This window comes from Vibrio gazogenes (genome assembly GCF_023920225.1).
GTDB classification, from domain to species: domain Bacteria; phylum Pseudomonadota; class Gammaproteobacteria; order Enterobacterales; family Vibrionaceae; genus Vibrio; species Vibrio gazogenes.
On the sequence record NZ_CP092587.1, the window covers coordinates 2,133,146 to 2,157,747 of the forward strand.

A 24,602-nucleotide genomic window follows, 5' to 3' on the forward strand; every position below is an offset into this window, starting at 1 on the left:
TTATGCAAAATATACGAATAGGATTAAGCCATAATCATTCATGCAGCTACTTACCGGATCGGCAAGAGCGGGTCGCGATTGCTATGGATGGTGATCTACATACACCTGCCCAGTATGAAATGTTACTCGCCAACGGATTCAGAAGAAGTGGCGATACGATCTATAAACCTCATTGTGATAGCTGCCAGTTATGTCAGGCGATTCGCGTATCGATCACCGCATTTCATCTCAGCAGAAGTCAAAAACGCCTCTTAAACAAGTCAAATCTGTTTCGCTGGGAAGTCAAAGAAAGTCTGGATCCAGACTGGTATGTTCTATACAAACGCTACATCAACCAGCGTCATCGAAATGGCTCCATGTACCCTCCCAACCGAGAAGATTTCGCCCAGTTTTCTTCCTGCAGTTGGCTCAAAACAGTCTATCTGCATGTTTATAAGGCAGAACAACTCGTTGCGATTGCCGTCACTGATCTCTTACCGCAAAGTGCAAGCGCTTTCTACACTTTCTATGACCCGGATGAGAGGCTTTCACTAGGAACACTGGCTGTCCTATTGCAGGCTCAATATTGCCATCAACAGCAAAAAACTTGGCTATATCTGGGTTATCAGATCGATGAATGTCCAGCAATGAATTATAAAACACGCTTTCAACCGCATCAAAGGCTAGTAAATCAACGTTGGCAAGGGTAGAATACGCGCAACTTTACTATTTTCAGAGATGACGGCAAAATACATGCCGGATTTTTCGCCACATTTTGAAGAGGATTAAATGGCTAAAGAAGACGTAATTGAGATGCAAGGAACAGTCCTTGATACATTACCTAACACAATGTTCCGTGTTGAACTGGAAAACGGTCACGTCGTTACTGCACATATTTCAGGAAAAATGCGTAAGAACTACATTCGTATTCTTACCGGAGACAAAGTCACGGTTGAAATGACACCTTACGACTTATCTAAAGGCCGTATCGTCTTCCGCGCCCGTTAATCCCTCATGTAGTCTGCCAAAAAGAAAACGGAGCAAAATGCTCCGTTTTTTATCACCACAATTCACAGATGATTAATGAATTGCGGCTTCTTTTGCACCGATATACTCGAACACAGGCTCATCATCTTTCAGAGAAACTTTCACGGTTCCACCATCCACAAGAGCACCGAACAGTAATTCGTTTGCCAATGGTTTTTTCAGTTTGTCCTGAATGACTCGTCCCATCGGACGTGCACCCATCTCTTTATCGTAACCTTTCTGTGCCAGCCAGTGTCTTGCTTCTTCAGAAACCTCCAACGACACTCCGCGTGCATCCAGTTGAGCTTGCAATTCAACCACGAACTTATCGACAACCTGATGAATGACTCGCTCATCCAGTGCATTAAACCAGATAATATTATCTAACCGGTTTCTAAACTCTGGACTAAAGACCTTCTTGATCTCTGACATCGCATCATGGCTATGATCCTGCTGAATCAAACCAATTGATTTCTTCACCGTTTCTGCAACACCGGCATTGGTCGTCATGACCATAATGACATTGCGAAAGTCCGCTTTGCGTCCGTTGTTATCTGTCAGAGTACCATTATCCATCACTTGCAATAACAGGTTAAAGATATCTGGATGCGCTTTCTCAATTTCATCAAGCAAAACGACTGAATGAGGATGTTTAATTACAGCATCCGTCAATAATCCCCCTTGATCGTATCCGACATAACCCGGAGGAGCACCGATCAGGCGACTGACTGAATGACGCTCACCGTATTCAGACATATCAAACCGCAGTAGTTCAATTCCCATCAACTTCGCAAGCTGAATAGTCACTTCGGTTTTACCGACACCTGTCGGGCCTGCAAACAGGAATGAACCGACGGGTTTGTTTTCGGCACCTAACCCGGCTCGCGACAACTTGATTGCTTCGCTTAGTGCATCAATCGCATTATCCTGTCCGAATACCAACATCTTCATTTTCTGATCGAGGCTTTGTAAAACATCCTTATCAGAAGAAGACAGTGATTTCTCAGGAATGCGAGCCATCTTCGCAACCATCGTTTCAATGTCCGAGACACCGACAGTTTTTTTACGCCGACTCGCAGGCACCAAACGCGCTCTTGCACCGGCTTCATCAATCACGTCAATCGCTTTATCAGGTAAGTGGCGTTCGTTGATATATTTCGCCGATAACTCAACCGCAGCCCGAAGCGCTTTATTGGTGTAACGCACTTCATGGTGAGCTTCATATCTCGCTTTCAGTCCCATCAAGATCTTCGTGGTGTCATCCAACGATGGCTCTGCAATATCAATTTTTTGGAAACGACGAGAAAGCGCTCGTTCTTTTTCAAAAATATTACTGTATTCCTGATAAGTGGTAGACCCGATGCAGCGTAACTTACCGCTACTCAGGAGTGGTTTGATTAAATTTGCGGCATCAACCTGTCCGCCCGATGCAGCACCGGCACCAATGATGGTGTGAATCTCATCAATGAACAAAATTGCGTCTTTTTCTTTCTCTAACTGTTTCAGGATATTTTTGAAACGTTTTTCAAAGTCACCGCGGTATTTTGTCCCTGCCAGCAAGGAACCGATATCCAGTGAATAGATCACGCTGTCTTTGATAATTTCGGGAACCTGTCCTTCGACAATTCGCCAGGCAAGTCCTTCAGCAATGGCAGTTTTACCAACACCGGCTTCGCCAACCAATAGTGGGTTATTCTTACGACGACGACATAAGACCTGTACAGTTCGTTCCAGTTCATAGTCCCGTCCAATCAATGGATCAATTTGACCATTTTTCGCTAACTGGTTCAGGTTGCTTGCAAAGTTTTCGAGACGTTCTTCAGAAGGTGTATCTTCTGTGCTGTCTGCACCGAAAGAATCAGGTGCAGATTCATCACTGCCTCCGGATGTTTTAGTAATACCATGAGAAATGAAATTAACGATATCCAGACGGCTAATATCATGTTTTTTCAGCAGATACGCTGCCTGAGATTCTTGCTCACTAAAAATTGCGACCAGAACATTCGCACCAGTGACTTCATTTCGTCCGGAAGACTGAACATGAAAGACCGCGCGTTGCAATACCCGCTGAAAACTCAGGGTTGGCTGTGTTTCCCGCGTCTCGTCACTTTCCGGAATCAGGGGTGTGGTTTTGTCGATAAACACATCCAACTCTGAACGCAAAGCATCCAGATCCGCTCGACAAGCGATTAATGCTTCTTTCGCTGCTCCATTTTCTAACAATGCAAGCAACAAATGCTCGACAGTCATATACTCATGCCTTTTATCCCGGGCTCGGGCAAAAGCATTGTTCAAACTAGATTCTAGTTCTTTGTTAAGCATTGGGACCCCCTTAAGGAACAACCTTGTTGTTCGGCAAGTACTAAGCTCGCTCCATGATACAAAGCAATGGGTGTTCATGTTTCTTCGAATGTAGTGACACTTGTGTCACTTTCATCTCAGCAACTTCAGCAGTATACGTTCCACAAATCGCCTTCCCTTCGTAATGCACCTTTAGCATAACTTGAGTCGCTTGATCGATATCCATCGCGAAAAAACGCTCCAGTATCTCAATCACGAAATCCATCGGTGTATAGTCGTCATTCATCAGAATCACGTTATACATAGACGGGGGCTTTACTGCTGTTTCTTCTTTCTCCAGTAATTCTGAGTCTGGAGCCACCCATTCAAAATTTTTACTCATAACGGTTGTGAATCAGAGAGTTTTCCATTTAGATTAATTATTTAGGCTTCTAGCAATAGAACTATGTTTCTTAGCCAACTGATATGAAGTTCCGAGCGCCGAAGCGAAAACATCTCATACTTAGAGACTAATGCACCAATTGTATCGCTGCAAATAAAAGATTGCTAATTCGAATCACGATATCGATGCCAACTACGTTTTCACGACAGATGTCTGCTTATTGTAGTTATAGAAATGTAAACAATAACGCAATTTGTTGCAAAGATGTCGATGTTTACACACTTTTTCTATTGACTGTCACTAATGATTGTTTAAATTGGTTAATTAGTGACTGGTTAATTTGGCAGCAGCGCTGAATTAAAGATCACAGCAGTGAAAACAAAATTGTAAAAAAGCAGTAACGTTTTCTTGTCGACAACATCAGTAACAAAATGCATGAGGGATGTAAAGCATGGCTACCGGTAAAGTAAAATGGTTCAATAACGCCAAGGGATTTGGTTTTATCTGCTCTGAAGGAGGAGACGGTGACATTTTTGCTCACTACTCAACGATCCAGATGGATGGGTATCGTACCTTAAAAGCAGGTCAGCATGTTTCATATGAGATTGAACAAGGACCAAAAGGCTTCCACGCTAGCTCCGTTGTACCAATCGAGGCTCAACAAGCCAAGTAAACAGAGTAATCATTGTCGCTGCCAAACATGTCTATACATGGTTGTAATAAACCCGCCTTTGGCGGGTTTCGTTATTTATGCGTGTCGGTCAATGTTCAATTGACCGACAACACGTTTACTAACTAATAATTGCGTTCAGCGTTTGGCTTGGACGCATGATCTGGACAGCCTTGCTGAAATCAGGTAGGTAGTATCCACCTAAATCTCCGGCAACCCCCTGAACCTGACTTAACTCAGCAACAATTTTCTCTTCCTCAGCCGACAACTGTTGTGCAATTGGCGCAAATTCAGCAGCAAGATCAGCATCATCAGACTGTGCAGCCAGCGCTTCAGCCCAATATTTCGCCAGATAGAAGTGACTGCCCCGGTTATCCAGCTCACCGACTTTACGTGAAGGTGACTTGTTTTCATCAAGAAAAACACCGGTGGCTTTATCCAACGCATCGGCAAGAACCTGAGCTTTATTGTTGTTCATCGTCACGCTAAGATGTTCTAACGATGCCGCCAATGCTAAAAATTCGCCCAGCGAGTCCCAACGTAAGTGGTTCTCTTTCAGTACTTGTTGAACATGTTTCGGTGCAGAACCACCCGCGCCAGTTTCAAACAGACCACCACCATTCATCAGTGGAACGATAGACAGCATTTTTGCTGAAGTACCCAATTCCAAAATCGGGAACAAATCCGTCAGATAATCGCGCAGTACATTCCCTGTCACAGAAATTGTATCTTGACCGTCTTTCATCCGTGCAAGGGTGTATTCAGTCGCTTCTACTGGTGACATGATTTGAATATCAAGCCCAGTGGTATCATGTTCCGGTAAATATTGTTCAACTTTCTTAATCAACTCAGCGTCATGAGCACGCTCTGGATCCAACCAGAAAATTGCCGGTGTCTGAGATAAACGCGCACGTGTAACCGCCAGTTTGACCCAATCTTGGATCGGTGCATCTTTCACTTGGCACATCCGGAAGATATCACCGGCTTCAACCGTTTGTTCCAATAGGGTGTGGCCAGCACGATCAACCACGCGGACAACACCATCATTATCCATGACAAATGTTTTGTCATGTGAACCGTATTCTTCTGCTTGTTGAGCCATCAGACCAACGTTGGGTACACTACCCATTGTAGAAGGGTCAAATGCACCATGTGCTTTACAGAAATCAATCACAGTCTGATAAACGCCGGCGTAACAACGATCCGGAATGACGGCTTTGGTATCTTTCTGCTGACCATCCGGTCCCCACATCTGTCCGGAAGCGCGAATCATCGCAGGCATCGATGCATCAACAATGACATCACTAGGCACATGCAAGTTGGTGATACCCCGATCAGAATCAACCATCGCTAATTCAGGACGATTCTGGTAAACAGCCTGAATACTGGCTTCAATCTCAGCTTTCTGTTCTGCCGGCAGTGACTGAATTTTCGCGTAAACATCGCCCAAACCGTTGTTGACATCCACACCTAACTGCTCGAACAACTCACCATATTTGGCAAAAACGTCTTTATAGAAAACTTTCACTGCTTCGCCAAAAATCACAGGGTCAGAGACTTTCATCATGGTCGCTTTCATATGCAGAGAGAATAGAACATCTTGCGCTTTTGCAGCTTCAATCTCTTGCTCAAAAAATGCATTCAAAGCTTTTTTACTCATGATCGAAGTATCGATAATCTCTTTATCGAGCAAAGCAAACGGCTTTTTCAGGACTTGAGTCTGACCATCTTGTGCAACAAACTCAATCGTGACTTCAGTGTCACCCTGAATCGTCAGAGATGTTTCAGTGCCAAAGAAATCCTGTGCTTCCATTGAGGTAACATGTGATTTTGAATCAGCTGACCATGCCCCCATTGAGTGTGGATTTTTCTTTGCATAGTTCTTCACAGATAAAGGCGCCCGACGATCAGAGTTACCTTCGCGCAATACAGGGTTAACCGCACTGCCCTTAATCTTATCGTATGTCGCTTTCACTGCCGCTTCTGCATCATTGCTTGGTTCAGCAGGATAATCTGGCAAGTTGTACCCTTTTTCCTGTAATTCTTTAATTGCAGCTCTCAACTGAGGAATCGATGCTGAAATGTTAGGTAACTTGATAATGTTAGCTTCTGGCGTTTGAGCCAAATCACCCAACTCACTTAAAGCATCACCAATACGCTGTTCTTCTGTCAGGCATTCAGGGAAATTAGCAATAATACGACCAGCCAGTGAAATATCCCGAGTTTCAACCTCGATCCCTGACGATGCGGTAAAAGATTTGATAATGGGCAATAAAGAATAAGTTGCAAGAGCGGGTGCTTCGTCCGTAATAGTATAGATAATAGTAGGTTTGTTTGTAGGCATGAACTTTCCCTATCTGTTCTTAACAACCCCATGTGATTGTGGCAGTTAGTTATGTGAATATCTGAGATGTCCTGAGTGATTGTTCAGGCCACTCTTCATGAATCACTCATACTGTATCGAAAGCCTTTCGCAAATATTCGATACAGATTCGTGAGTGAATGATTGCCATACCCAAACGACTTCGGACCATCGTGTGGTGTTTTTCTGTTCACTCTGTACGACTTGCGAGCATCATCGTACCAGAAGCAATCTGGGTATATTACGGCCTATCGAATGACAGGCTGATTGAGTATAATTAAACGAAACTGAAGAAATAGTCTATTATCCACACTTCATTATCGTATCAGAGCGCGCAAATAATAGCTTAAACTCAACATTGTGAAAACTCAGAAATACAGTTCATTTACAAATTTGCAAGGAAGTTAACATGTCTTTCCCGTCACGCAATCCCTCATCGTTGCGTCGCTCCACTCATCAACGGTCAAAAAACGCAAAACTTTCTCAGCGTTCGTCCCATCGTGCCAAACAACCAAGCCAGAAAAAATCACGGTCCTTTTCTACGCCTGAAGAAAGAAGAGTCATTTTATTCAATAAACCCTACGATACATTGAGTCAGTTTACGGATAGTGACGGTCGCCAAACACTAGCTGATTTTATTCCGATCAAAGATATCTATGCTGCAGGTCGTCTGGATCGAGATAGTGAAGGTTTGATGGTGTTAACCAATGATGGTCAGTTACAGGCCAAGCTGACACAACCGCAATCAAAATCGCCCAAAACTTATTGGGTTCAGGTTGAAGGAGCACCTGAAGAGTCAGATCTTGAGCGACTCAGGGGTGGTGTAACACTCAAAGATGGTCCGACCCTGCCTGCAGTTGTCGAAATCATCCCGGATCCTCAGATATGGCCACGCACACCACCTGTCCGGTTCCGCGCTGCCATTCCGACCACTTGGCTAGCGATTACCATTATTGAAGGGCGAAACCGTCAGGTTCGACGGATGACGGCCCATATTGGCTACCCAACCTTGCGCCTGATTCGTTATTCAATCGGCGAAATGACATTAGGTGCTTTGCAACCGGGAGAATGGCAAGAAATCAGCACCTCTTGAAGTGCTGATTTCTTTGAGTCCCCAATCAGTTAAGTTATCGATGGCGCTCTTTGAGTTTATCGATCACATCGTTCATCGATAACCCTTGATCTTGCAACAAGACCAACAGGTGATAGATAAGATCGGCAGATTCACAGACTAACTCCGCCTTATCACCCGACGTCGCTGCAAGCGCGACTTCAACGCCTTCTTCACCCACTTTTTGCGAAATACGCTTGGTGCCACGGGCATACAAACTGGCTGTGTAAGAAGACGCAGGATCGGCTTGTTTGCGCTCACCCAAAAGCTGCTCCAGTTGATGAAGCCACACCATCTGTGATTCCTCTTGCTGATCACCATCCCAACAACTGGTTGTCCCGGTGTGGCAAGTCGGCCCGATCGGATCGACTTTCACCAGCAATGTGTCATTGTCACAGTCCAGCGCAATATTTTTCAGCTGTAACACATTGCCGGAGGTTTCACCTTTGGTCCATAACCGCTGTCTCGTCCGCGAGAAAAAGGTAACTTGTTCCGTCAACAAGGTTTTTTCCAGTGCTGAGGTATTCATATATCCCATCATCAACACCTGACCTGATTTAAAATCCTGTACGATGGCAGGAATCAATCCCTCAACTTTATCCCAATCAATCCGCTTTGAAAGGGATGCCAGGGTTTCGCTACAACTCATAATCTCACCTCGATCCCTTCTGACTTCAAATACTGTTTTAATTCAGCAATGTGAATTATTTGTTTGTGGAATACCGATGCTGCTAATGCACCGTCAACATTGGCCTGTAAAAATGCCTCGGCAAAATGCACCATTTCCCCTGCGCCACCGGAAGCAATCAAAGGAACATCACAGACTTCACGCACCATGTTCAGTTGCTGGATATCATATCCCTGACGCACCCCGTCCTGATTCATCATATTCAAGACAATCTCACCGGCTCCGCGTCGTTGGACTTCCTGCACCCAATCTTTTGTTTCCCATTGCGTTGCTTTGGTTCGATGCTCGTCTCCGGTAAACTGATAAACCTGATATTTACCGGTTTGCTGATCAAAATAGGAATCGATCCCGACGACAATACACTGCACCCCAAACCGATCCGCGAGGGTTGTAATCAACTGAGGATTGGCTAATGCCGGAGAGTTAATCGACACCTTATCCGCCCCGAATTCAAGAATACGGGCAGCATCTTCTGTGGATTGAATGCCGCCTGCAACACAAAACGGTATATCGATGACTTCAGAAACCCGCTGAACCCAACTTTTATCCACGACGCGGCCGTCACTGGATGCCGTAATATCATAAAAGACCAGCTCATCGGCACCTTCTTCAGCATAACGCTGTGCCAAAGGAACAATATCACCGATAATCTCATGATTACGGAACTGTACACCCTTCACCACCTGACCATCTCTGACATCAAGACAAGGGATTATTCGCTTTGCCAACATGCAAATGCCTCCTCTGCGGTAAATTTCCCATCTAATAGTGCCCGACCGACAATCACACCAGCCACACCTGAACCTTTCAACGCTTGGATATCATCCAGAGAACCGATTCCCCCTGACGATTGAAATGCGATTTGCGGATATTGACGACAAAGATCAACATACAAACCGACATTCGAACCAGTCAATGTGCCATCTCGTGAAATATCGGTACACAAGACATGTTTCAGGCCAACGGTCAGATAGTCTTCAATCAAGGCTTCAATCGTGACCCCGGAATCTTCCTGCCAACCCGAAATGGCCACCCGACGCTGTCCCGTGGCATCAATATTAATATCCAGTGCCAGGACAATTTTTTCCGGGCCGTACTTGTCCATCCACGTTTTAACCATGGCAGGTTGCTTCACGGCAGTAGATCCCACCACAACCCGTTGCGCACCAGCCTGAAGCAGATCTACGACATCTTGCTCTGTTCGCACCCCACCACCAATCTGAATGCTTGCCGGGGTTCCGGCCAGTAAACGGGCAATCAAGTCTAACTGACGAGCAGCCGTATCTTTTGCACCAGTCAAATCGACAAGATGCAACCAGTCAGCACCGGCCTGATGATAACGGTTGAACTGCTCAACCGGATCAACTTTATATTCGGTCACTTGTCCATAATCTCCCTGAAACAGGCGGACAACCTGACCGTCAATTAAATCTAATGCAGGTATAATCACAACAATATCCCTTGTCTGCTTCTCAGAGTTCTAAGAAGTTCTGAATCAATTTTGCACCGGCTTTACTGGAACGCTCAGGGTGGAACTGAACACCGTAATAATTACCACTCTGAATTGCGGCACTGAATGGCTGACCATAATCACACTCGGCAATGGTATAGTCTCCGATTGGCATCGCATAGCTGTGAACAAAATAGAAATGATGGCCGCTTTCAATCCCTTTAAATAGAGGGTTATCCATCGCAGTCACAGTATTCCATCCCATATGCGGCAACGGTAACGAACCGCTGTCCATCCGTTTCACGATTCCGTCACAGAGGCCAAGACATTCGACCGTATCACTACCATCAATGACTTTCTCTTCAGAGAGTTTGCCAAGTAGTTGCATGCCCAGACAGATACCTAATAGTGGTTTCTCAACCTGTTTGACTAAACCGATCAAATCTCGCTCTTTGAGATTTTTCATCGCTTCTTTCGCGGTACCGACGCCGGGCAGAAACAGTTTATCCGCCGCTAACACGACTTCCGGTTGCTTGGAAATCATGACCGGATAACCGAGTCGTTCGACAGCGAACCGGACGGACGACACATTGGCACACCCTGTATCAATAATGACAACTTTTCCCTTCGTCATTACAAAACTCCTTTACTGCTGGGTAATTCATTCCCTTCGACTTTGATCGCCTGACGGAGTGTCCGGCCGAACACTTTAAACAAACTCTCGATAATATGATGATCATTATCACCGACAGAAGAAAGATGCAGTGTACAAGCCAGAGTATCTGTCAGCGAGCGGAAGAAGTGGTAAGTCATTTCTGTTGAAAAGTCTCCGACTTGCTCGCGAGAAAACTGGGCGTCAAACTTAAAATAAGGGCGACCGGACAAATCCAGAGCACATTGTGCCAGACACTCATCCATCGGCAGCGTAAAGCCGAAACGACCAATCCCACGTTTTTCTCCCAACGCTTCTTTGATCGCCTGCCCTAAAGCTAATGCGGTATCTTCCACCGTGTGATGGTCATCGATATGCAGATCACCTTGCACCTGAGCCGAGAGGCTGAATCCCCCATGTGTGGCAATCTGATCAAGCATATGATCAAAGAATCCGAGCCCGGTTGCGATTCGATTATCACCTGCTTCATCGAGATTGACGGCAATCGCAATATCTGTCTCTTTCGTTCGACGAACCACTTCTGCCGTTCTCGGTGCAGTCGTCAGTTGCTTAACAATCGCTTTCCATCCCATGGTTTGTGGGTTGTACTGAATACCGCGAATCGCCATATTTTCAGCCAACTGCATGTCGGTGGCACGATCCCCGATCACTGCAGAATGTTGAAAATCAACCCGCCCTTCCTGCAAATACTTTTTGACCAAGCCGAGTTTCGGTTTACGACAGGTACAATTGTCCGCATCAAAATGCGGGCAGATCAGGACATCATCAAACATCACCCCTTGTGATGTAAAAATATCCATCATCATCTGGTGCGGGGCATCAAAATCCGCTTGAGGGTAGCTCTCCGTTCCGAGACCGTCTTGGTTGGTCACCATCACCAAACGATATCCGGCATTCTGGAGTGACAATAGTCCAGGAATTACATCCGGCTCCAGCTTCAGTTTATCGAGGCGATCCACCTGAAAATCAATCGGCGGCTCAACGATTAATGTGCCATCCCGATCAATAAATAAAATCTTTTGTTGTTTGCTCACAGAGTCATCCTTTTGTTAACGGTCAAACCGTCCATTACTGATAAAAGCGACGAATAAATCCTAAGGTTTTTTCACACTCTTCCCGGCTGCCGGCACTAATCCGGACACAGTTTTCAATCGGTGAATTGCGTAAGATCATCCCGTTATCCCATGCAGCTTGAAATAACGCATCGCCATCCGGAAATGCAACCAACAAATAATTCCCCCACCCATCGAAAACCGTTACCCCGGGAATGGCCGCAAGCCCTGCCTGTAGGTAAGCGCGGTTGGTATTAATTTCCAAAGCCTGATATTTCATCCGGGCCAAACCACTTTCTGAAAGTGCTTGCTGAGCAATTTCAGAGACCGGATATGGCACAGGGTAAGGCGCAATGACTTTCAGTAACACTTGGATTAATTCGACATTGGCCAATGTATATCCGCAACGTAAACCAGCCAACGCGAATGCCTTCGACAGTGTGCGCAAAATAGCCAGATGCTCATACTGAGCCAACAAATCGACCGTCGATGCTTGCGGGCAAAAATCTATGTATGCTTCATCCATAACCACAATGGCACAGTCTTTGGTCAGCTCCAGCAGTGCTACAATGTCTTCCCGCTCGACTAGATTACCGGTCGGGTTATTCGGACTGCAAACAAACACGACCTTGACCCCATCTAAATTGGCTTCGATGGCTGGCAGATCCAGCTGCCAATCGGATGTCAACGGCACCACTTTTCTTGCAACACCAATTGTCTCAGCACTAATGGCATACATACCGTAAGTCGGCGGGCAGTAAAGAATTGCATCTTCATTCGGCTCACAAAACGCCCGAATAATCAGCTCAATCCCTTCATCTGCACCGCGCGTTGTCAAAACCTGATTCGGCTGGACACCGGCATAAGATGCATAAGCGGTGATCATTCCTTCAGGCTGACAGGAAGGATAACGATTCAATCCGGATAAGTTCAGTTGGTACGCATTATCAAAAGGCGATTCGTTTGCATTGAGCCACACATCACCACTACCCCCGATTCGTCGAGCGGAGAGATAAGGGGTTAATTTTTGAACCTGTTGTCTCGCCAGTTTTTCCATTACGATTCCGCCTGATTTAATTGTTCAATTCGAATAGTCACGGCACGTTTGTGTGCATCCAATCCTTCAGCTTCTGCCATTGTCACGACTGTCGGCGCCAACTTACGCAGTCCATCGGCTGACAGTTCCTGAACCGTCATACGCTTACTAAAGTCAGCCAGACCGAGACTGGAATAGGTTCTGGTGTAGCCATAAGTCGGCAAAACGTGATTGGTTCCGGAGGCATAATCCCCGGCAGACTCCGGTGACCAACTGCCTAAAAAGATCGAGCCGGCATTATCGAGTAATGGCAATAGTTCTCGCGGATTTTTCGTTTGAACGATCAAATGTTCCGGGCCATAGATATTAGAAATAGAAATGGCCTGCGTCATTGATTCGGAAATAATCACCAGACTAGATGCCAGTGCCTTTTCCGCCGTAGCCGCCCGAGACAGAACACTGAGTTGAGATTTCACAGCATCGGTGACTTGATCAGCGATAATCGGTGATGGTGTCACAAGCACAACTTGAGAATCGGGACCATGCTCAGCCTGACTGAGTAAATCAGCAGCAATAAAGTCTGGGTTAGCCGTCTCATCGGCAATCACCATCACTTCAGAAGGGCCTGCCGGCATGTCAATCGCGGCCCCACGAAAATCATTACTAACCTGACGTTTGGCTTCGGTGACATATGCATTACCAGGGCCGAAAATCTTATCAACTTTGGCGACAGACTCTGTGCCGTAGGCCATCGCAGCAATCGCTTGTCCACCTCCGACGTTATAAATTTCATCAATCTGACATAACTTGGCTACATACAGAATTTCATCAGCAATCGGTGGTGGCGAACACAAAACGACCTTCCGGCAACCGGCAATCCGAGCCGGAACGCCTAACATTAAAACTGTTGAAGGCAGAGGAGCACTACCACCGGGAATATATAAACCAACGGTATTAATAGAACGCGTGATCTGCTCACAAACAACCCCGGGCATCGTCTCCACTCGAATCGGCTGAGGGATTTGTGCTTTATGAAATTTCGCAATATTGGTGTAAGCCTGATCGAGTGCCTGTTTCATTTCGTCGGAAAGACGGGCTGAAGCGGCTTGAATTTCCTCTGCTGAGACACGAATATTCTCAGGGCGCACCCGATCGAATTTCTCCGTCAGCTCTCGGAGTGCCTGATCACCATTCTGGCGAACTTGCTCAATCACCCCTGCAACCGCTGCCGTAACATTTGCGCCTTCAATGATCGCAGGACGCTCCAAAATCGAAGCTTGCTGGTCCTTATTTAAAGATTGCCATACAACCGTTCTCATTATGATCACTCCATCATTTTTTCAATCGGCAGAACCAGAATCGAACTGGCTCCCAAGGCTTTCAAGTCTTCCATCGTTTCCCAGAACAGGTTCTCTGAACTGACGAGGTGCACCGCAACTTTTGATTTATCGGCTGACAGTGGTAATACCGTTGGGTCTTCTGCTCCGGGCAATAATTGCTTAATCTCTGTCAATTTTTCCGCAGGGGCATGGAGCATGATATATTTCGACTCTTTCGCCTGCTGAACACCATGCATCCGAGTCAGGAGTTTGTCGATCAGAGCAACCTTATCAGCGGCAAAATCGCCACGACGCTGAATCAGTGTCGCTTTAGACTGAAAAATCACTTCAACTTCTTTCAGGCCGTTGGCCTCCAGTGTTGCCCCGGTTGAAACTAAGTCGGCAATCGCATCAGCAAGCCCTGCTCGCGGAGCAACTTCAACCGAGCCGGTCAACATACAGGTGGTAAATGGAATATCTTGACGATCCATATACGCTTTGAGCAGATGAGGATACGTCGTCGCAATTCTCATCCCATTCAAATCTTGTGGACCGTTGTAACTCTTGTCTTTATCAATCGCAATCGACAGGCGGCATCCACCGAACTCCAGACGTCTTAAAGAAACGAATTCGTTCGGTTCATTCAACGCCAGACGATCCAAACGGACTTCTTCGAGTACGTTTTCACCGACGAATCCCAAATCGACGACGCCATCCATAATCAATCCCGGGATGTCATCATCACGGACTAGCAGTAGATCAATCGGCATATTCAATGAGTGAACGACCAGTCGCTCCCCCATCACATTAAACTTCACACCACACTGTTTCAGGAGTGCCATACATTCCTTACTCAGGCGACCTTTTTTTTGGACTGCAATTCTCAGGCGTTGTTGTGCTTGCATAAATAATTCCTTGTCAATCATTGTTCTTTTCAGTATCCAATCAGCTTTTGAATGTCAGCTGTTTCTTGATGTAAAGCATATAAAAAAACCCTCGGAATTACTCCCGAGGGTTCATTGAATTTTTTCATTTCACCTCCGGGAGAATTTTATCTCCCGGGTATGCGCTCACCTCCCGAAAGATAACTTAGGGATGATGATGGTGATGAATGTTCATCACGAAACTGTTTTTCACAATAAAAGTTTTCATAATAAAACCGCGCATACTTGGATAAATCTTTAACTTGCCTATCAAGCTTCCTTCACACTATACAAGCTTAAGGGGTTTTGCAACCCCTCTTGTGACTTTTTATGCAAATAATCTTCATAAGACAAAATCACACCCGATAAGGACAAATCATCATCAGATGTGTTCAGAGCGATTATCTTGAGATTGCAGTCGTATCCGAAAACCAAAGCAGATAACAATAAACACAGCAAGTGTCACCAGCAGGGATAAACCAACAGAATCACTCAACCCTAACACGATATAGCCAATCAACGAGATAAACGCCACTAATAACGCATAAGGGAGCTGGGTCGAAACATGATCAATATGCTTACACCGCGCCCCGGTGGACGACAAAATCGTTGTATCAGAAATCGGAGAACAGTGATCACCAAAAACAGAACCGGCGAGCACTGCGGCCAACATTGGCATCATTAGCGCCAGTTCGGTTGCACCAGCGATATCCCCGGCAATCGGTAGCATAATACCAAACGTTCCCCACGATGTACCAGTCGCGAATGCCATAAGACCTGACAACACAAACAGAATTGCCGGCAACCAGTGTACCGGAATGTTGCCTTGCGTCATCGACGAGAGATAGAGCCCTGTCTGCATGTCTTTAATCACCGCCCCAATCGTCCATGCAAAAAACAGTACTAAAATCGCACCGAACATCGACTTCAGACCAATCCATAACGTTTTCAGGATGATGCCCAGTGGCATTCGTTGTCTCAATACCGAAAACAACGCCATCAATAGTCCGACCAAACCACCGTCGATCAAAGACATCCCTACATCCGTATTCTCAAACGCCCCTAAAACACTAAATGTTTCACCAGCAGCAGTAAGTGACTGCCAGCCGGTGAAGATCATCGCGCCAACGGTAGCAATGACCAATGCGATAATCGGCACAATTAAGTCACGAACACGCCCTGATTCACTTTCTTGAATATCGAGCTCATCTTTGAGTTCTACCGCCTGATCATTACGCCCGATGCCCGATGAAACACGATGCTCATGATGTTTCATCGGGCCGATATCTAATTGAAAAACGATCATCGCAAACACCATAAGCAAGGCAAAAATGGCGTAGAAGTTCATGGGAATTAACTCAACATATGCATTCAACGGTGTATATTCGGTCATACCGTGGGACACTAAAATCCCACCGATAATGGTCATAATATACGCGCCCCAGCTAGAAGCAGGCATGATAATACACATGGGTGCTGCGGTTGAATCAAGAATATACGCGAGTTTTGCGCGTGAGACACCGAACCGGTCAGTCACCGGACGAGCAATCGAGCCGACCGCCAGACTATTAAAATAGTCATCGACAAAAATAAAAACGCCCAAAAAAGCAGCAAGTAATTGTGCACCTTTATTACCTTTCACTTTTTGATCCGCCCACAGTGCAAATGCACGTGTACCACCAGAAAGCGTCAGCATTGCAGTCATCATTCCTAATAGAAGGAGAAAACCGATGATACTCATGTTCCAACTGTTTATTGCGCCGTCTTCAATGACCAACGCATAAACTTTGCCTTGAATATAATCCAATGAAGAAAACAGTGAATAGCCGTTCAACAGGCAGGCCCCTAACAGGATGCCAACGCCTAAAGAAAGCAGCACTCGTCTGGTTAGGATCGCCATACCTAAAGCAACAACCGGCGGAACAAGAGATATTAAGGAGGAGGAAAAATCAACTAATGTCATGATCTTCAATAACCAATAATTTAATATGGTAAGAGACCTACTGCATTGCCATGATATGAATAAGCGGTTTGCGTCATTCAAATGATGAACTAAGTGAAAAACATCTAGTTTCACCCAATCCTACAGTAGCGCTCCATAGTTATACAAAATAAATAGACTATGGCAGTGTTGCCCCTATTTGAGAACAACCCCAGCAAACGGCCTCGGATAAACTCGTTCACTTCGGCAAAAAAGCCTTTCAATCAAGGTCATAGGCATCACCCTCGCTTGATTTACTGATCTTGATTGCACCTCTACACGGGCTAGCACAATTCACTACCGTTTTGACAAAGCAACGGCAGTATATGTCGATGACCGAATTAGAACGCGCCCATTGTACGAATACCGGAACCATTTGCAATAGGTTTATCCTTTCTTCAAACCAAAAGGATCAATCAATTGCATCGTATTAATCTCCATCAATAATTCAAGTTAACAAATCAAGCTCATATATGATATTCATCGTAATTAATGATAACTTGACACATGTATTTACAATAATTTACGATTCTGCCAATTTTTTTATATATTATTAGTTCGCTAATGTTGTCATAATAAATATCTACGTTTATTATTACATTGTGTTTAAATAAAGTTGTGGGAATAACAAAATGTCGGAACTAACTAAAACTCTACTGAATATTCGTAGCTTACGTGCCTATGCACGTAATTTAACACTCGCTCAGTTAGAAGAAGCTTTAGAAAAACTGACCTCTGTCGTTGAAGAGCGTAGAGAATCAGAAGAACAAGAACGAGCAGAAAGAGAGAAGCAAGAAGAAAAACTGGCTCAAATTGCTGAACAAATTGCACAAGATGGTATCGATGTAGACGCGTTAATTTCTGCACTTTCCACCGAAGGTAAGACAAAAGGTAAACGTGCACCACGCCCAGCGAAATATAAATATATCGATGAAAACGGTGCAGAAAAAACTTGGACAGGTCAAGGTCGTACACCATCAGTAATTCAAAAAGCCCTTGATGAAGGCAAATCTCTAGATGATTTTTCGCTCTAATTCCAGAAGCGAAAAAAATAAAAGGCTCCGTATGGAGCCTTTTTATTGTTTCGCATTCAGGAGAATTATATGAACCTTTGTGCTAAGCCAATTATTTTTCGCGAAACTGTTTAACCACTTTATTGAACTCAATTATTTTTGTTATCGTTCCCAATATGCTTCTTCCAGACTATCTTCTCTTTCCGGTAAGCCTTTTGATAACCTCGGTGAATGCTGAGTTAAAACTTCATAGCTTGCTCTATTAGAATACTTACACACTTGGGAGAACGATGAATAAGTAATAGCATCATATTGATGTTTAATTGAATTCGGTACATTCATTTTATGATATCGATTCGCCGCCATGTCATGTAATAAAGCAGATAATGCAGCATCCCCAGCACCATTGGTATTTTGAATCACTTCCGGCCCCCCCATATAAGGTGCAATATGTGAGTACACTTTGATCGGGTGAGTACAACTCTGCTTCATCATTGGCCGACTAAATTCGTAGCGATTAAATTCGGGAATACTACCCGGTAATAAAGGCAAGCTGGTTTGACGCTTGGCGTCTTCTTCTGTATATCCAGCCATAAATAAACCGAGCGGTCCTGCGGTACATAGCACCAAATCCACCCATTCGAGGGCTTTATTTGCAGCCATCAACGGATCGATTTCTCCGGTTAAAGCATTGCCTTCATCTTCATTCATCGCAACGACCGTGACGTGCTGCTTTAAGAAATCTTGCCAAAAGACCGGATCCTGCTCAATAACATGTTTTGTCCCGAGCGTTAATACCACCGGAATATGATATTTCTTCGCATATTCGATAGCCTTCATCGTTGCCTGAGGCATCGGATCATCCGGTTGACAACGAATTAAATATGACGTTAAGACTAAAGCAGAGGCCGATTGAAAAATATACTCCGGAATGCTTTCTGCCTTAAGCTGATTCATCTGACCTTCACTAATAGCAAAAGTTCGTTCGCCACTTGAAGTAACCAATGTAAAGCAACGCCCAATCGCACCATCAATCCCCTGTAAATGATTCAAATCGACTCGACTGGACGTATTACACAAATAGCGATAACCGTAACTACCGATCCCAATATTCTTGCACATCACACCTAATAAAGTAGAACGGTCATCGGCTAATACGGAATAGTTATGCAAGGTATTACCGATTGTGCCACCAGCATATTCATTAGTAATCAAATGCCTTTCAACCAACTCAGAATAAAGTGACTCAGCGGTTTCATCCTGAATAACTAAAGAGTGTCCGATACTTAACCCATAACGTTGAATTAAATCCTCATCAACCGTCGCTTCAATATCAACCAGTATTTGATCAATACCAATAACGTGTGTATGGGGAGCGGTTTTTCGTTGGGAGCTGCGTAGAATGAGTAGATCTCGCTCATCGACAGGAAAATAATGTTTTGACTTGCGCTGGCCGGGAAACTTCATATTTAAATTATCGTGAATTAAAAGACGGCGTAAGTTTAGCCGCCAATATAGTCCTCGGCAATGGCTCGAACAACAGTAATCGATTTCACATCAAAAATTAAGACACCGATGATAGCAACATATGAAATCTGGCGCCTAAATATAGATGTAACAAAAATTAATTTTATAAAACTATTACATCCGTTCCACATTTTTCAGTATTTTTCGCCAAAGATAAACTTGACAAATAAACCATCAATGCATATCAAACATCAAAAACATCATATGCGTTCTAAACAACTATTTTTATAACAATCACATATATTTCGTACTTATTCGATAGCTATTTTCATCTCTCTTTTTTTGTGACTAAAAATATCGCCCACACCAGAACAACAAAAATTTCTCACAAAAAATCACATTTTATATATCAATACGTTAGTGATCTTTATTTCTAGCAAATATTAACGATTTCTCTATCACCATCCGACGCCAATTCATCCAATACAACAGATTAATTCTGAGCGGAATACACCCAGCGCTGATTGACCTAAATCCCTCAAGATAACCACGCCAGATCAGGCTGTAACCGCCACATTCTTTCTGATAGAATCAGCTGCCTCAACAGAACGAGTGGTATTGAGAGATGTTAGAAAACCGAGAAGCAAACGCACAGAAAAAAGTTATCGTCGGCATGTCCGGTGGGGTTGATTCATCCGTTTCAGCTTTTCTTCTCCAGCAACAGGGCTATCAAGTCGAAGGCCTGTTCATGAAAAACTGGGAAGAAGATGATAACGAAGAATACTGTACAGCAGCCGAGGATTTGGCTGATGCTCAGGCTGTTTGCGATAAATTAGGTATTTATCTTCATACGATCAATTTTGCTGCTGAATACTGGGATAATGTATTCGAATATTTCCTTGCCGAATATCAAGCAGGAAGAACACCAAATCCCGACATTCTGTGCAACAAAGAAATCAAATTCAAAGCCTTTTTGGAGTTTGCTGAAGAGATTCTGGATGCCGACTACATTGCCATGGGACATTATGTCCGCAGGACATTTCCGTCAGGCCATGACAAACCACAAATGTTAAGAGGCTTAGACAACAATAAAGATCAGAGTTATTTCCTCTATACCTTAGGTCATGAACAGATAGCCAAAAGCCTGTTTCCGGTCGGTGAACTGGAAAAACCGCAAGTCCGCCAGATCGCCGAAGAGCAAGGCTTGATTACCGCGAAAAAGAAAGATTCCACGGGTATCTGCTTTATTGGGGAAAGAAAATTTACCGATTTCTTGTCACGTTATCTTCCTGCTCAGCCGGGTAAGATAGAGACGCCAGAGGGTAAAGTCATCGGTGAACATCAAGGGCTGATGTACCATACACTTGGCCAACGCAAAGGTCTCCATATCGGCGGGCTTAAAGACAGTAGTGAACAACCTTGGTATGTTGCCGAAAAAGATTTACAACGGAATGTGCTGATCGCAGTCCAAGGGACCGATCATCCGCTGTTAAAATCTGAAGGTTTGATTGCTTCACAACTATACTGGGTGGATCGTCTCGTACCGGAAAATTCGTTTAAATGCACCGTGAAAACGCGCTATCGTCAAACGGATATCCCATGTACTATCATCCCAGCCGATAATGGCAAACTGAAAGTCATGTTTGATGAGCCTCAAATCGCTGTGACACCCGGACAGTCCGCTGTATTTTATCTCGGTGATGTCTGTCTCGGTGGCGGGGTCATCGAAACACGAATTCCATACACAGTATTATAAGATTTAGGAGTTTTACGTGGCGAACACAAACTATGACCGCACCATCGCTTTTGCAGGAATTTGTCAGGCAGCATTTCTGGTACAACAGGTTGCGAAAAACGGTTACTGTGATTCTGACGCCTTTGAAACTTCAATCAAAGCGATTCTGAACATGAATCCGACCAGTACCATTGATGTGTTTGGCAACGAGGCAAACCTGAAAGTCGGGCTTGAATGTCTGACGAAAGGACTGGACAGCACCCCATCCGGTAGTGAACTGACTCGCTACATTATTAGTCTGATGTCCTTGGAGCGTAAGCTGAATAGTCGTCGGGATGTGATGTCACAACTCGGTGATCGCCTTGAAATGCTTGAACGCCAATCCGCTCACTTCGAGATTCTGGATGAACAGATGATGAGTAATATTGCCAGTGTCTACCTCGATGTCATCAGTCCAATCGGTCCCCGTATTCAAGTCACTGGCACACCATCCGTGTTACAACAAACCTCGAATCAACATAAAGTCCGTGCTTTGCTCCTTGCCGGGATCAGAAGCGCGGTCTTATGGCGTCAAGTCGATGGCAAACGCCGTCATCTTATTTTTGGCCGGAAGAAAATGGTCGAACAGGCTAGAATTCTTTTAGCCCGAATTTAAAATATCTCGCGTTCAGGCGAACTAAATTCACTCTCAAATCTAACTCAATATCAATATTCAGGAGAAAAACATGGAACTGTCAGCACTGACTGCTGTTTCACCGGTAGATGGCCGTTACGGAAGTAAAACGATTGCGTTACGCAGTATCTTTAGTGAATATGGCCTCCTAAAGTATCGAACTATCGTTGAAGTCCGTTGGCTACAGAAGCTATCCAGCACCCCCGGCATCCAAGAAGTCCCTGCCTTCAGCCAAGAAGCAAATCATATTCTGAATGAGATCGCAGCCAACTTCAGTGAAGCGGATGCAGAGAGAATCAAAGAGATTGAACGCACGACGAATCACGATGTAAAAGCGGTTGAGTATTTCCTGAAAGAAAAAGTCGCGGTACATCCTGAATTGAATGCGGTGAGTGAGTTTATCCATTTCGCATGTACTTCTGAGGATATCAACAACACATCTCACGCGCTGATGCTGAAGGAAGCCAGAGAGACCGTAATTCTCCCTGGAATTCGCAAAATTATTGATGCCATTCGGGCGCTTGCAGAAGAGTACCGTGATATTCCCCTGCTTTCTCGCACGCATGGTCAACCGGCATCTCCAAGTACCATGGGCAAAGAGATGGCCAACGTCGCTTATCGTATGGAGCGTCAGTACCAACAAATTGCGAATGTTGAAATCTTAGCCAAAATTAATGGTGCAGTAGGCAACTACAACGCCCATGTATCGGCTTATCCTGAATTAGACTGGCATCAGTTCAGTGAATCGTTCATCACCGAGTCTCTTGGTGTGACATGGAACCCATACACAACACAAATCGAGCCACACGATTATATCGCTGAACTATTCGATGCAATTGCCCGTTTCAACACGATTCTGATTGATTTTGATCGGGATGTCTGGGGTTATATTGCTCTGGGTCACTTCAAACAAAAAACCATTGCGGGTGAAATTGGTTCTTCGACCATGCCACACAAAGTGAACCCGATTGATTTTGAAAACTCAGAAGGCAACCTTGGATTAGCCAATGCCGTGTTCACGCATTTGGCACAAAAACTGCCGATTTCACGCTGGCAGCGTGACTTAACCGACTCAACCGTACTCCGTAACCTCGGTGTGGGTGTCGGCTATGCAGTGATTGCGTATAGTTCGACAATGAAAGGCATCAGCAAACTTGAACTCAACCATGATGCATTGCTGGCCGAGTTAGACCAAAACTGGGAAGTCCTCGCAGAACCCGTTCAGACCGTTATGCGTCGTTACGGTATTGAAAAGCCTTATGAAAAACTGAAAGAACTCACTCGTGGTAAACGTGTTGACGGCGAAGCAATGCGCCAGTTTATTGAAGGGCTCGAGATTCCTGAAGCAGAAAAAGCGCGTCTGAAGCAGATGACACCAGCAAGTTATATCGGTCAGGCTATCGAACTCACGGACAAACTTTAAGTTCTGTTCGACTGCTGTTTGAGAAAAGCTGTCAGAAAAAAGGCTTCCAATCGGAAGCCTTTTTGATGTGCGAAGTAACCTTACGTTACAGTTGACGTAATGCTGCGATTCTTTTTTCCAGTGGTGGATGGCTCATCAACAGTTCGGTCAGAGAACGCTTCCCATTGATACCAAATGCCATCATTGATCCTTCCAACTGAGATTCGTGGCTCATGCTCAAACGCTCTAAAGCCGCTATCATTTTCTGTTTACCAACCAGTTGGGCTGCACCGGCATCTGCATGGAATTCCCGATGACGGCTATACCACATCGTAATCATACTCGCCAAAATACCAAACACGAGTTCCAAAACGATAGAGACCGCAAAGTAGACCATCGGATTACCGCTCTCCCCTTCATCGGAATCCCGGGAAGAGACAATGCCAGCGATAAAGCGCGCCATAAAGATGACGAATGTATTGACGACACCCTGAAGCAGCGTCATGGTCACCATATCGCCATTCGCGACATGACTCATCTCATGAGCCAGTACCGCTTCCGCTTCATCCCGGGTCATGTTGTGTAATAGTCCGGTAGAAACCGCAATCAATGAATCATTGCGTTTTGCGCCGGTCGCAAATGCATTCATGTCGGGTGAATCATAAATTGCAACGGTCGGCATACCGACCCCCACCTGCTTCGCCTGACGCTTCACGGTCTCAAATAGCCAGTGTTCAGTCTCATTTCTTGGATTCTCAATCACCATACCACCGACAGAACGTAATGCGATGCCTTTAGACATCAGCAATGAAATCAGTGATCCACCAAAACCAAACACAGCGGCCAGCACCAATAAGCCGGATAAACTCCCCGGTCTGATTCCCGTTACGACATAAACAACATTCAAGACAATACTGAGCACCAGTATGACAGCAAGGTTGGTTGCCAAAAATAACAAAATGCGTTTCATGACTCACTCTCCCAAGAGAAACTACACAAACTGACCGTTCGCTGAATTCACACCGTCACGATCTATTATTTAATTGTTATACAGAGCTATCCGCCACTTTTATTGATGGTAAACTTTTGTTTACCACCAAATAAAGCGCACTGACCCATATATCCATAAAGTATGGTCGTCTATTTCAAAAACAAGGTGAAGCGGTAAATTGCAACATTTGATGACAGTATCACACTAGCCAGACTCAGATTGAACACACTGATGTGTAACGCCCAAACGTAGGAATGGTCCTCATTCAATGATAAAAATAGTCCTATAAATTAGACTTTAGTCTTATTGTCAATTCACGGAAAGCCATCTACTTTTAGCGTGTACGATGTCGTTCCCATACATGATAA

General features: G+C 44.8%; 22 protein-coding genes, 1 riboswitch and 1 other annotated feature. Of the genes, 8 read left to right on the plus strand and 14 right to left on the minus strand.

Annotation, left to right across the window (positions count from 1 at the left end; translation table 11 throughout):
* The first annotated feature begins 2 nt into the window (after positions 1-2).
* Together MKS89_RS09420 and infA are read left to right on the plus strand one after the other, a co-directional pair.
* The gene (locus tag MKS89_RS09420; RefSeq protein WP_072958606.1) at positions 3-689 is read left to right on the plus strand and encodes an arginyltransferase; all 687 of its coding nucleotides are present in this window, start codon (positions 3-5) and stop codon (positions 687-689) included.
* Between the two features lie 79 nt (positions 690-768).
* Complete coding sequence (gene infA, locus MKS89_RS09425) at positions 769-987, plus strand: translation initiation factor IF-1 (RefSeq protein ID WP_001040192.1); 219 nt, start codon at positions 769-771, stop codon at positions 985-987.
* Between the two features lie 72 nt (positions 988-1,059).
* On the opposite strand, the gene clpA is transcribed toward infA, so the two are convergent.
* Both clpA and clpS read right to left on the minus strand, forming a co-directional pair.
* Positions 1,060-3,327 carry an ATP-dependent Clp protease ATP-binding subunit ClpA gene (clpA, locus tag MKS89_RS09430; RefSeq protein WP_072958609.1) on the minus strand — a complete coding sequence of 756 codons (2,268 nt, stop codon included), beginning with the start codon at positions 3,325-3,327 and terminating at the stop codon, positions 1,060-1,062.
* Positions 3,328-3,367: 40 nt separating this feature from the next.
* Positions 3,368-3,688, minus strand: coding sequence for an ATP-dependent Clp protease adapter ClpS (gene clpS, locus MKS89_RS09435; RefSeq protein ID WP_072958611.1), 321 nt, complete (start codon positions 3,686-3,688; stop codon positions 3,368-3,370).
* Positions 3,689-4,139: 451 nt separating this feature from the next.
* On the opposite strand from clpS, the gene cspD reads away from it, so the two are divergent.
* Positions 4,140-4,361, plus strand: coding sequence for a cold shock domain-containing protein CspD (cspD, locus tag MKS89_RS09440; protein WP_072958614.1), 222 nt, complete (start codon positions 4,140-4,142; stop codon positions 4,359-4,361).
* 118 nt (positions 4,362-4,479) lie between these two features.
* Here cspD and MKS89_RS09445 read toward each other — a convergent pair whose 3' ends face one another.
* A complete protein-coding gene (locus MKS89_RS09445; protein WP_072958616.1) occupies positions 4,480-6,702 on the minus strand; it encodes an NADP-dependent isocitrate dehydrogenase in 2,223 nt (740 codons plus the stop codon).
* A 427-nt stretch (positions 6,703-7,129) separates the two neighbouring features.
* On the opposite strand from MKS89_RS09445, the gene MKS89_RS09450 reads away from it, so the two are divergent.
* Positions 7,130-7,813 carry a pseudouridine synthase gene (locus MKS89_RS09450; RefSeq protein WP_072958618.1) on the plus strand — a complete coding sequence of 228 codons (684 nt, stop codon included), beginning with the start codon at positions 7,130-7,132 and terminating at the stop codon, positions 7,811-7,813.
* Positions 7,814-7,847: 34 nt separating this feature from the next.
* On the opposite strand, the gene hisIE is transcribed toward MKS89_RS09450, so the two are convergent.
* From hisIE to MKS89_RS09495, 9 genes are all read right to left on the minus strand, one after another.
* Positions 7,848-8,480 (minus strand): bifunctional phosphoribosyl-AMP cyclohydrolase/phosphoribosyl-ATP diphosphatase HisIE, encoded by a 633-nt coding sequence (hisIE, locus tag MKS89_RS09455; protein WP_072958621.1) that lies wholly within the window; start codon positions 8,478-8,480, stop codon positions 7,848-7,850.
* A complete protein-coding gene (gene hisF, locus MKS89_RS09460; protein WP_072958625.1) occupies positions 8,477-9,250 on the minus strand; it encodes an imidazole glycerol phosphate synthase subunit HisF in 774 nt (257 codons plus the stop codon). Before hisF ends, hisIE begins: the two co-directional genes overlap by 4 nt.
* Positions 9,232-9,969: a 1-(5-phosphoribosyl)-5-[(5-phosphoribosylamino)methylideneamino]imidazole-4-carboxamide isomerase gene (hisA, locus tag MKS89_RS09465; RefSeq protein WP_072958629.1), complete on the minus strand. Its 738-nt coding sequence runs from the start codon at positions 9,967-9,969 to the stop codon at positions 9,232-9,234. Before hisA ends, hisF begins: the two co-directional genes overlap by 19 nt.
* Before the next feature lie 22 nt (positions 9,970-9,991).
* Positions 9,992-10,603 carry an imidazole glycerol phosphate synthase subunit HisH gene (gene hisH / locus MKS89_RS09470; protein WP_072958632.1) on the minus strand — a complete coding sequence of 204 codons (612 nt, stop codon included), beginning with the start codon at positions 10,601-10,603 and terminating at the stop codon, positions 9,992-9,994.
* On the minus strand, positions 10,603-11,676 hold the full coding sequence (gene hisB, locus MKS89_RS09475) for a bifunctional histidinol-phosphatase/imidazoleglycerol-phosphate dehydratase HisB (RefSeq protein WP_072958634.1): 1,074 nt from the start codon (positions 11,674-11,676) through the stop codon (positions 10,603-10,605). The genes hisH and hisB overlap by 1 nt, the downstream gene beginning before the upstream one ends.
* Before the next feature lie 34 nt (positions 11,677-11,710).
* The gene (gene hisC, locus MKS89_RS09480; RefSeq protein WP_072958636.1) at positions 11,711-12,751 is read right to left on the minus strand and encodes a histidinol-phosphate transaminase; all 1,041 of its coding nucleotides are present in this window, start codon (positions 12,749-12,751) and stop codon (positions 11,711-11,713) included.
* Positions 12,751-14,049: a histidinol dehydrogenase gene (gene hisD / locus MKS89_RS09485; protein ID WP_072958638.1), complete on the minus strand. Its 1,299-nt coding sequence runs from the start codon at positions 14,047-14,049 to the stop codon at positions 12,751-12,753. The genes hisC and hisD overlap by 1 nt, the downstream gene beginning before the upstream one ends.
* A gap of 5 nt (positions 14,050-14,054) precedes the next feature.
* Positions 14,055-14,954, minus strand: a complete 900-nt coding sequence (gene hisG, locus MKS89_RS09490) for an ATP phosphoribosyltransferase (protein ID WP_072958640.1) — start codon at positions 14,952-14,954, stop codon at positions 14,055-14,057.
* Between the two features lie 79 nt (positions 14,955-15,033).
* Positions 15,034-15,160: a sequence feature (His leader region), on the minus strand.
* A gap of 194 nt (positions 15,161-15,354) precedes the next feature.
* Positions 15,355-16,935, minus strand: a complete 1,581-nt coding sequence (locus tag MKS89_RS09495) for a Na+/H+ antiporter NhaC family protein (protein ID WP_072958643.1) — start codon at positions 16,933-16,935, stop codon at positions 15,355-15,357.
* 118 nt (positions 16,936-17,053) lie between these two features.
* A riboswitch (Lysine riboswitch) is annotated at positions 17,054-17,239 on the minus strand.
* A gap of 346 nt (positions 17,240-17,585) precedes the next feature.
* On the opposite strand from MKS89_RS09495, the gene MKS89_RS09500 reads away from it, so the two are divergent.
* Positions 17,586-17,987, plus strand: a complete 402-nt coding sequence (locus MKS89_RS09500; protein WP_072958646.1) for an H-NS histone family protein — start codon at positions 17,586-17,588, stop codon at positions 17,985-17,987.
* A 141-nt stretch (positions 17,988-18,128) separates the two neighbouring features.
* On the opposite strand, the gene MKS89_RS09505 is transcribed toward MKS89_RS09500, so the two are convergent.
* Positions 18,129-19,433 (minus strand): inosine/guanosine kinase, encoded by a 1,305-nt coding sequence (locus MKS89_RS09505; RefSeq protein WP_072958648.1) that lies wholly within the window; start codon positions 19,431-19,433, stop codon positions 18,129-18,131.
* A 625-nt stretch (positions 19,434-20,058) separates the two neighbouring features.
* Between MKS89_RS09505 and mnmA the strand changes: the two genes are divergently transcribed.
* The 3 genes from mnmA (at position 20,059) to purB (ending at position 23,264) form a co-directional block, all read left to right on the plus strand.
* Positions 20,059-21,189 (plus strand): tRNA 2-thiouridine(34) synthase MnmA, encoded by a 1,131-nt coding sequence (gene mnmA, locus MKS89_RS09510; RefSeq protein ID WP_072958651.1) that lies wholly within the window; start codon positions 20,059-20,061, stop codon positions 21,187-21,189.
* 16 nt (positions 21,190-21,205) lie between these two features.
* The gene (gene hflD, locus MKS89_RS09515; protein WP_072958654.1) at positions 21,206-21,823 is read left to right on the plus strand and encodes a high frequency lysogenization protein HflD; all 618 of its coding nucleotides are present in this window, start codon (positions 21,206-21,208) and stop codon (positions 21,821-21,823) included.
* A gap of 70 nt (positions 21,824-21,893) precedes the next feature.
* The gene (gene purB / locus MKS89_RS09520; RefSeq protein ID WP_072958657.1) at positions 21,894-23,264 is read left to right on the plus strand and encodes an adenylosuccinate lyase; all 1,371 of its coding nucleotides are present in this window, start codon (positions 21,894-21,896) and stop codon (positions 23,262-23,264) included.
* Positions 23,265-23,349: 85 nt separating this feature from the next.
* Here purB and htpX read toward each other — a convergent pair whose 3' ends face one another.
* Positions 23,350-24,213, minus strand: coding sequence for a protease HtpX (gene htpX, locus MKS89_RS09525; protein WP_072958659.1), 864 nt, complete (start codon positions 24,211-24,213; stop codon positions 23,350-23,352).
* Positions 24,214-24,602: the final 389 nt, after the last annotated feature.

What these genes read in the sequence shown, in the direction of transcription:
- hisF (WP_072958625.1), bottom strand. Translation starts at nt 9,250, where the DNA reads ATGTTGGCAAAGCGAATAATCCCTTGTCTTGATGTCAGAGATGGTCAG.
- MKS89_RS09505 (WP_072958648.1), bottom strand. Translation starts at nt 19,433, where the DNA reads ATGAAGTTTCCCGGCCAGCGCAAGTCAAAACATTATTTTCCTGTCGAT.
- hisH (WP_072958632.1), bottom strand. Translation starts at nt 10,603, where the DNA reads ATGACGAAGGGAAAAGTTGTCATTATTGATACAGGGTGTGCCAATGTG.
- cspD (WP_072958614.1), top strand. Translation starts at nt 4,140, where the DNA reads ATGGCTACCGGTAAAGTAAAATGGTTCAATAACGCCAAGGGATTTGGT.
- MKS89_RS09450 (WP_072958618.1), top strand. Translation starts at nt 7,130, where the DNA reads ATGTCTTTCCCGTCACGCAATCCCTCATCGTTGCGTCGCTCCACTCAT.
- clpS (WP_072958611.1), bottom strand. Translation starts at nt 3,688, where the DNA reads ATGAGTAAAAATTTTGAATGGGTGGCTCCAGACTCAGAATTACTGGAG.
- mnmA (WP_072958651.1), top strand. Translation starts at nt 20,059, where the DNA reads ATGTTAGAAAACCGAGAAGCAAACGCACAGAAAAAAGTTATCGTCGGC.
- purB (WP_072958657.1), top strand. Translation starts at nt 21,894, where the DNA reads ATGGAACTGTCAGCACTGACTGCTGTTTCACCGGTAGATGGCCGTTAC.
- hisIE (WP_072958621.1), bottom strand. Translation starts at nt 8,480, where the DNA reads ATGAGTTGTAGCGAAACCCTGGCATCCCTTTCAAAGCGGATTGATTGG.
- clpA (WP_072958609.1), bottom strand. Translation starts at nt 3,327, where the DNA reads ATGCTTAACAAAGAACTAGAATCTAGTTTGAACAATGCTTTTGCCCGA.
- hisD (WP_072958638.1), bottom strand. Translation starts at nt 14,049, where the DNA reads ATGAGAACGGTTGTATGGCAATCTTTAAATAAGGACCAGCAAGCTTCG.
- htpX (WP_072958659.1), bottom strand. Translation starts at nt 24,213, where the DNA reads ATGAAACGCATTTTGTTATTTTTGGCAACCAACCTTGCTGTCATACTG.
- MKS89_RS09495 (WP_072958643.1), bottom strand. Translation starts at nt 16,935, where the DNA reads ATGACATTAGTTGATTTTTCCTCCTCCTTAATATCTCTTGTTCCGCCG.
- MKS89_RS09500 (WP_072958646.1), top strand. Translation starts at nt 17,586, where the DNA reads ATGTCGGAACTAACTAAAACTCTACTGAATATTCGTAGCTTACGTGCC.
- hisC (WP_072958636.1), bottom strand. Translation starts at nt 12,751, where the DNA reads ATGGAAAAACTGGCGAGACAACAGGTTCAAAAATTAACCCCTTATCTC.
- MKS89_RS09420 (WP_072958606.1), top strand. Translation starts at nt 3, where the DNA reads ATGCAAAATATACGAATAGGATTAAGCCATAATCATTCATGCAGCTAC.
- MKS89_RS09445 (WP_072958616.1), bottom strand. Translation starts at nt 6,702, where the DNA reads ATGCCTACAAACAAACCTACTATTATCTATACTATTACGGACGAAGCA.
- infA (WP_001040192.1), top strand. Translation starts at nt 769, where the DNA reads ATGGCTAAAGAAGACGTAATTGAGATGCAAGGAACAGTCCTTGATACA.
- hisG (WP_072958640.1), bottom strand. Translation starts at nt 14,954, where the DNA reads ATGCAAGCACAACAACGCCTGAGAATTGCAGTCCAAAAAAAAGGTCGC.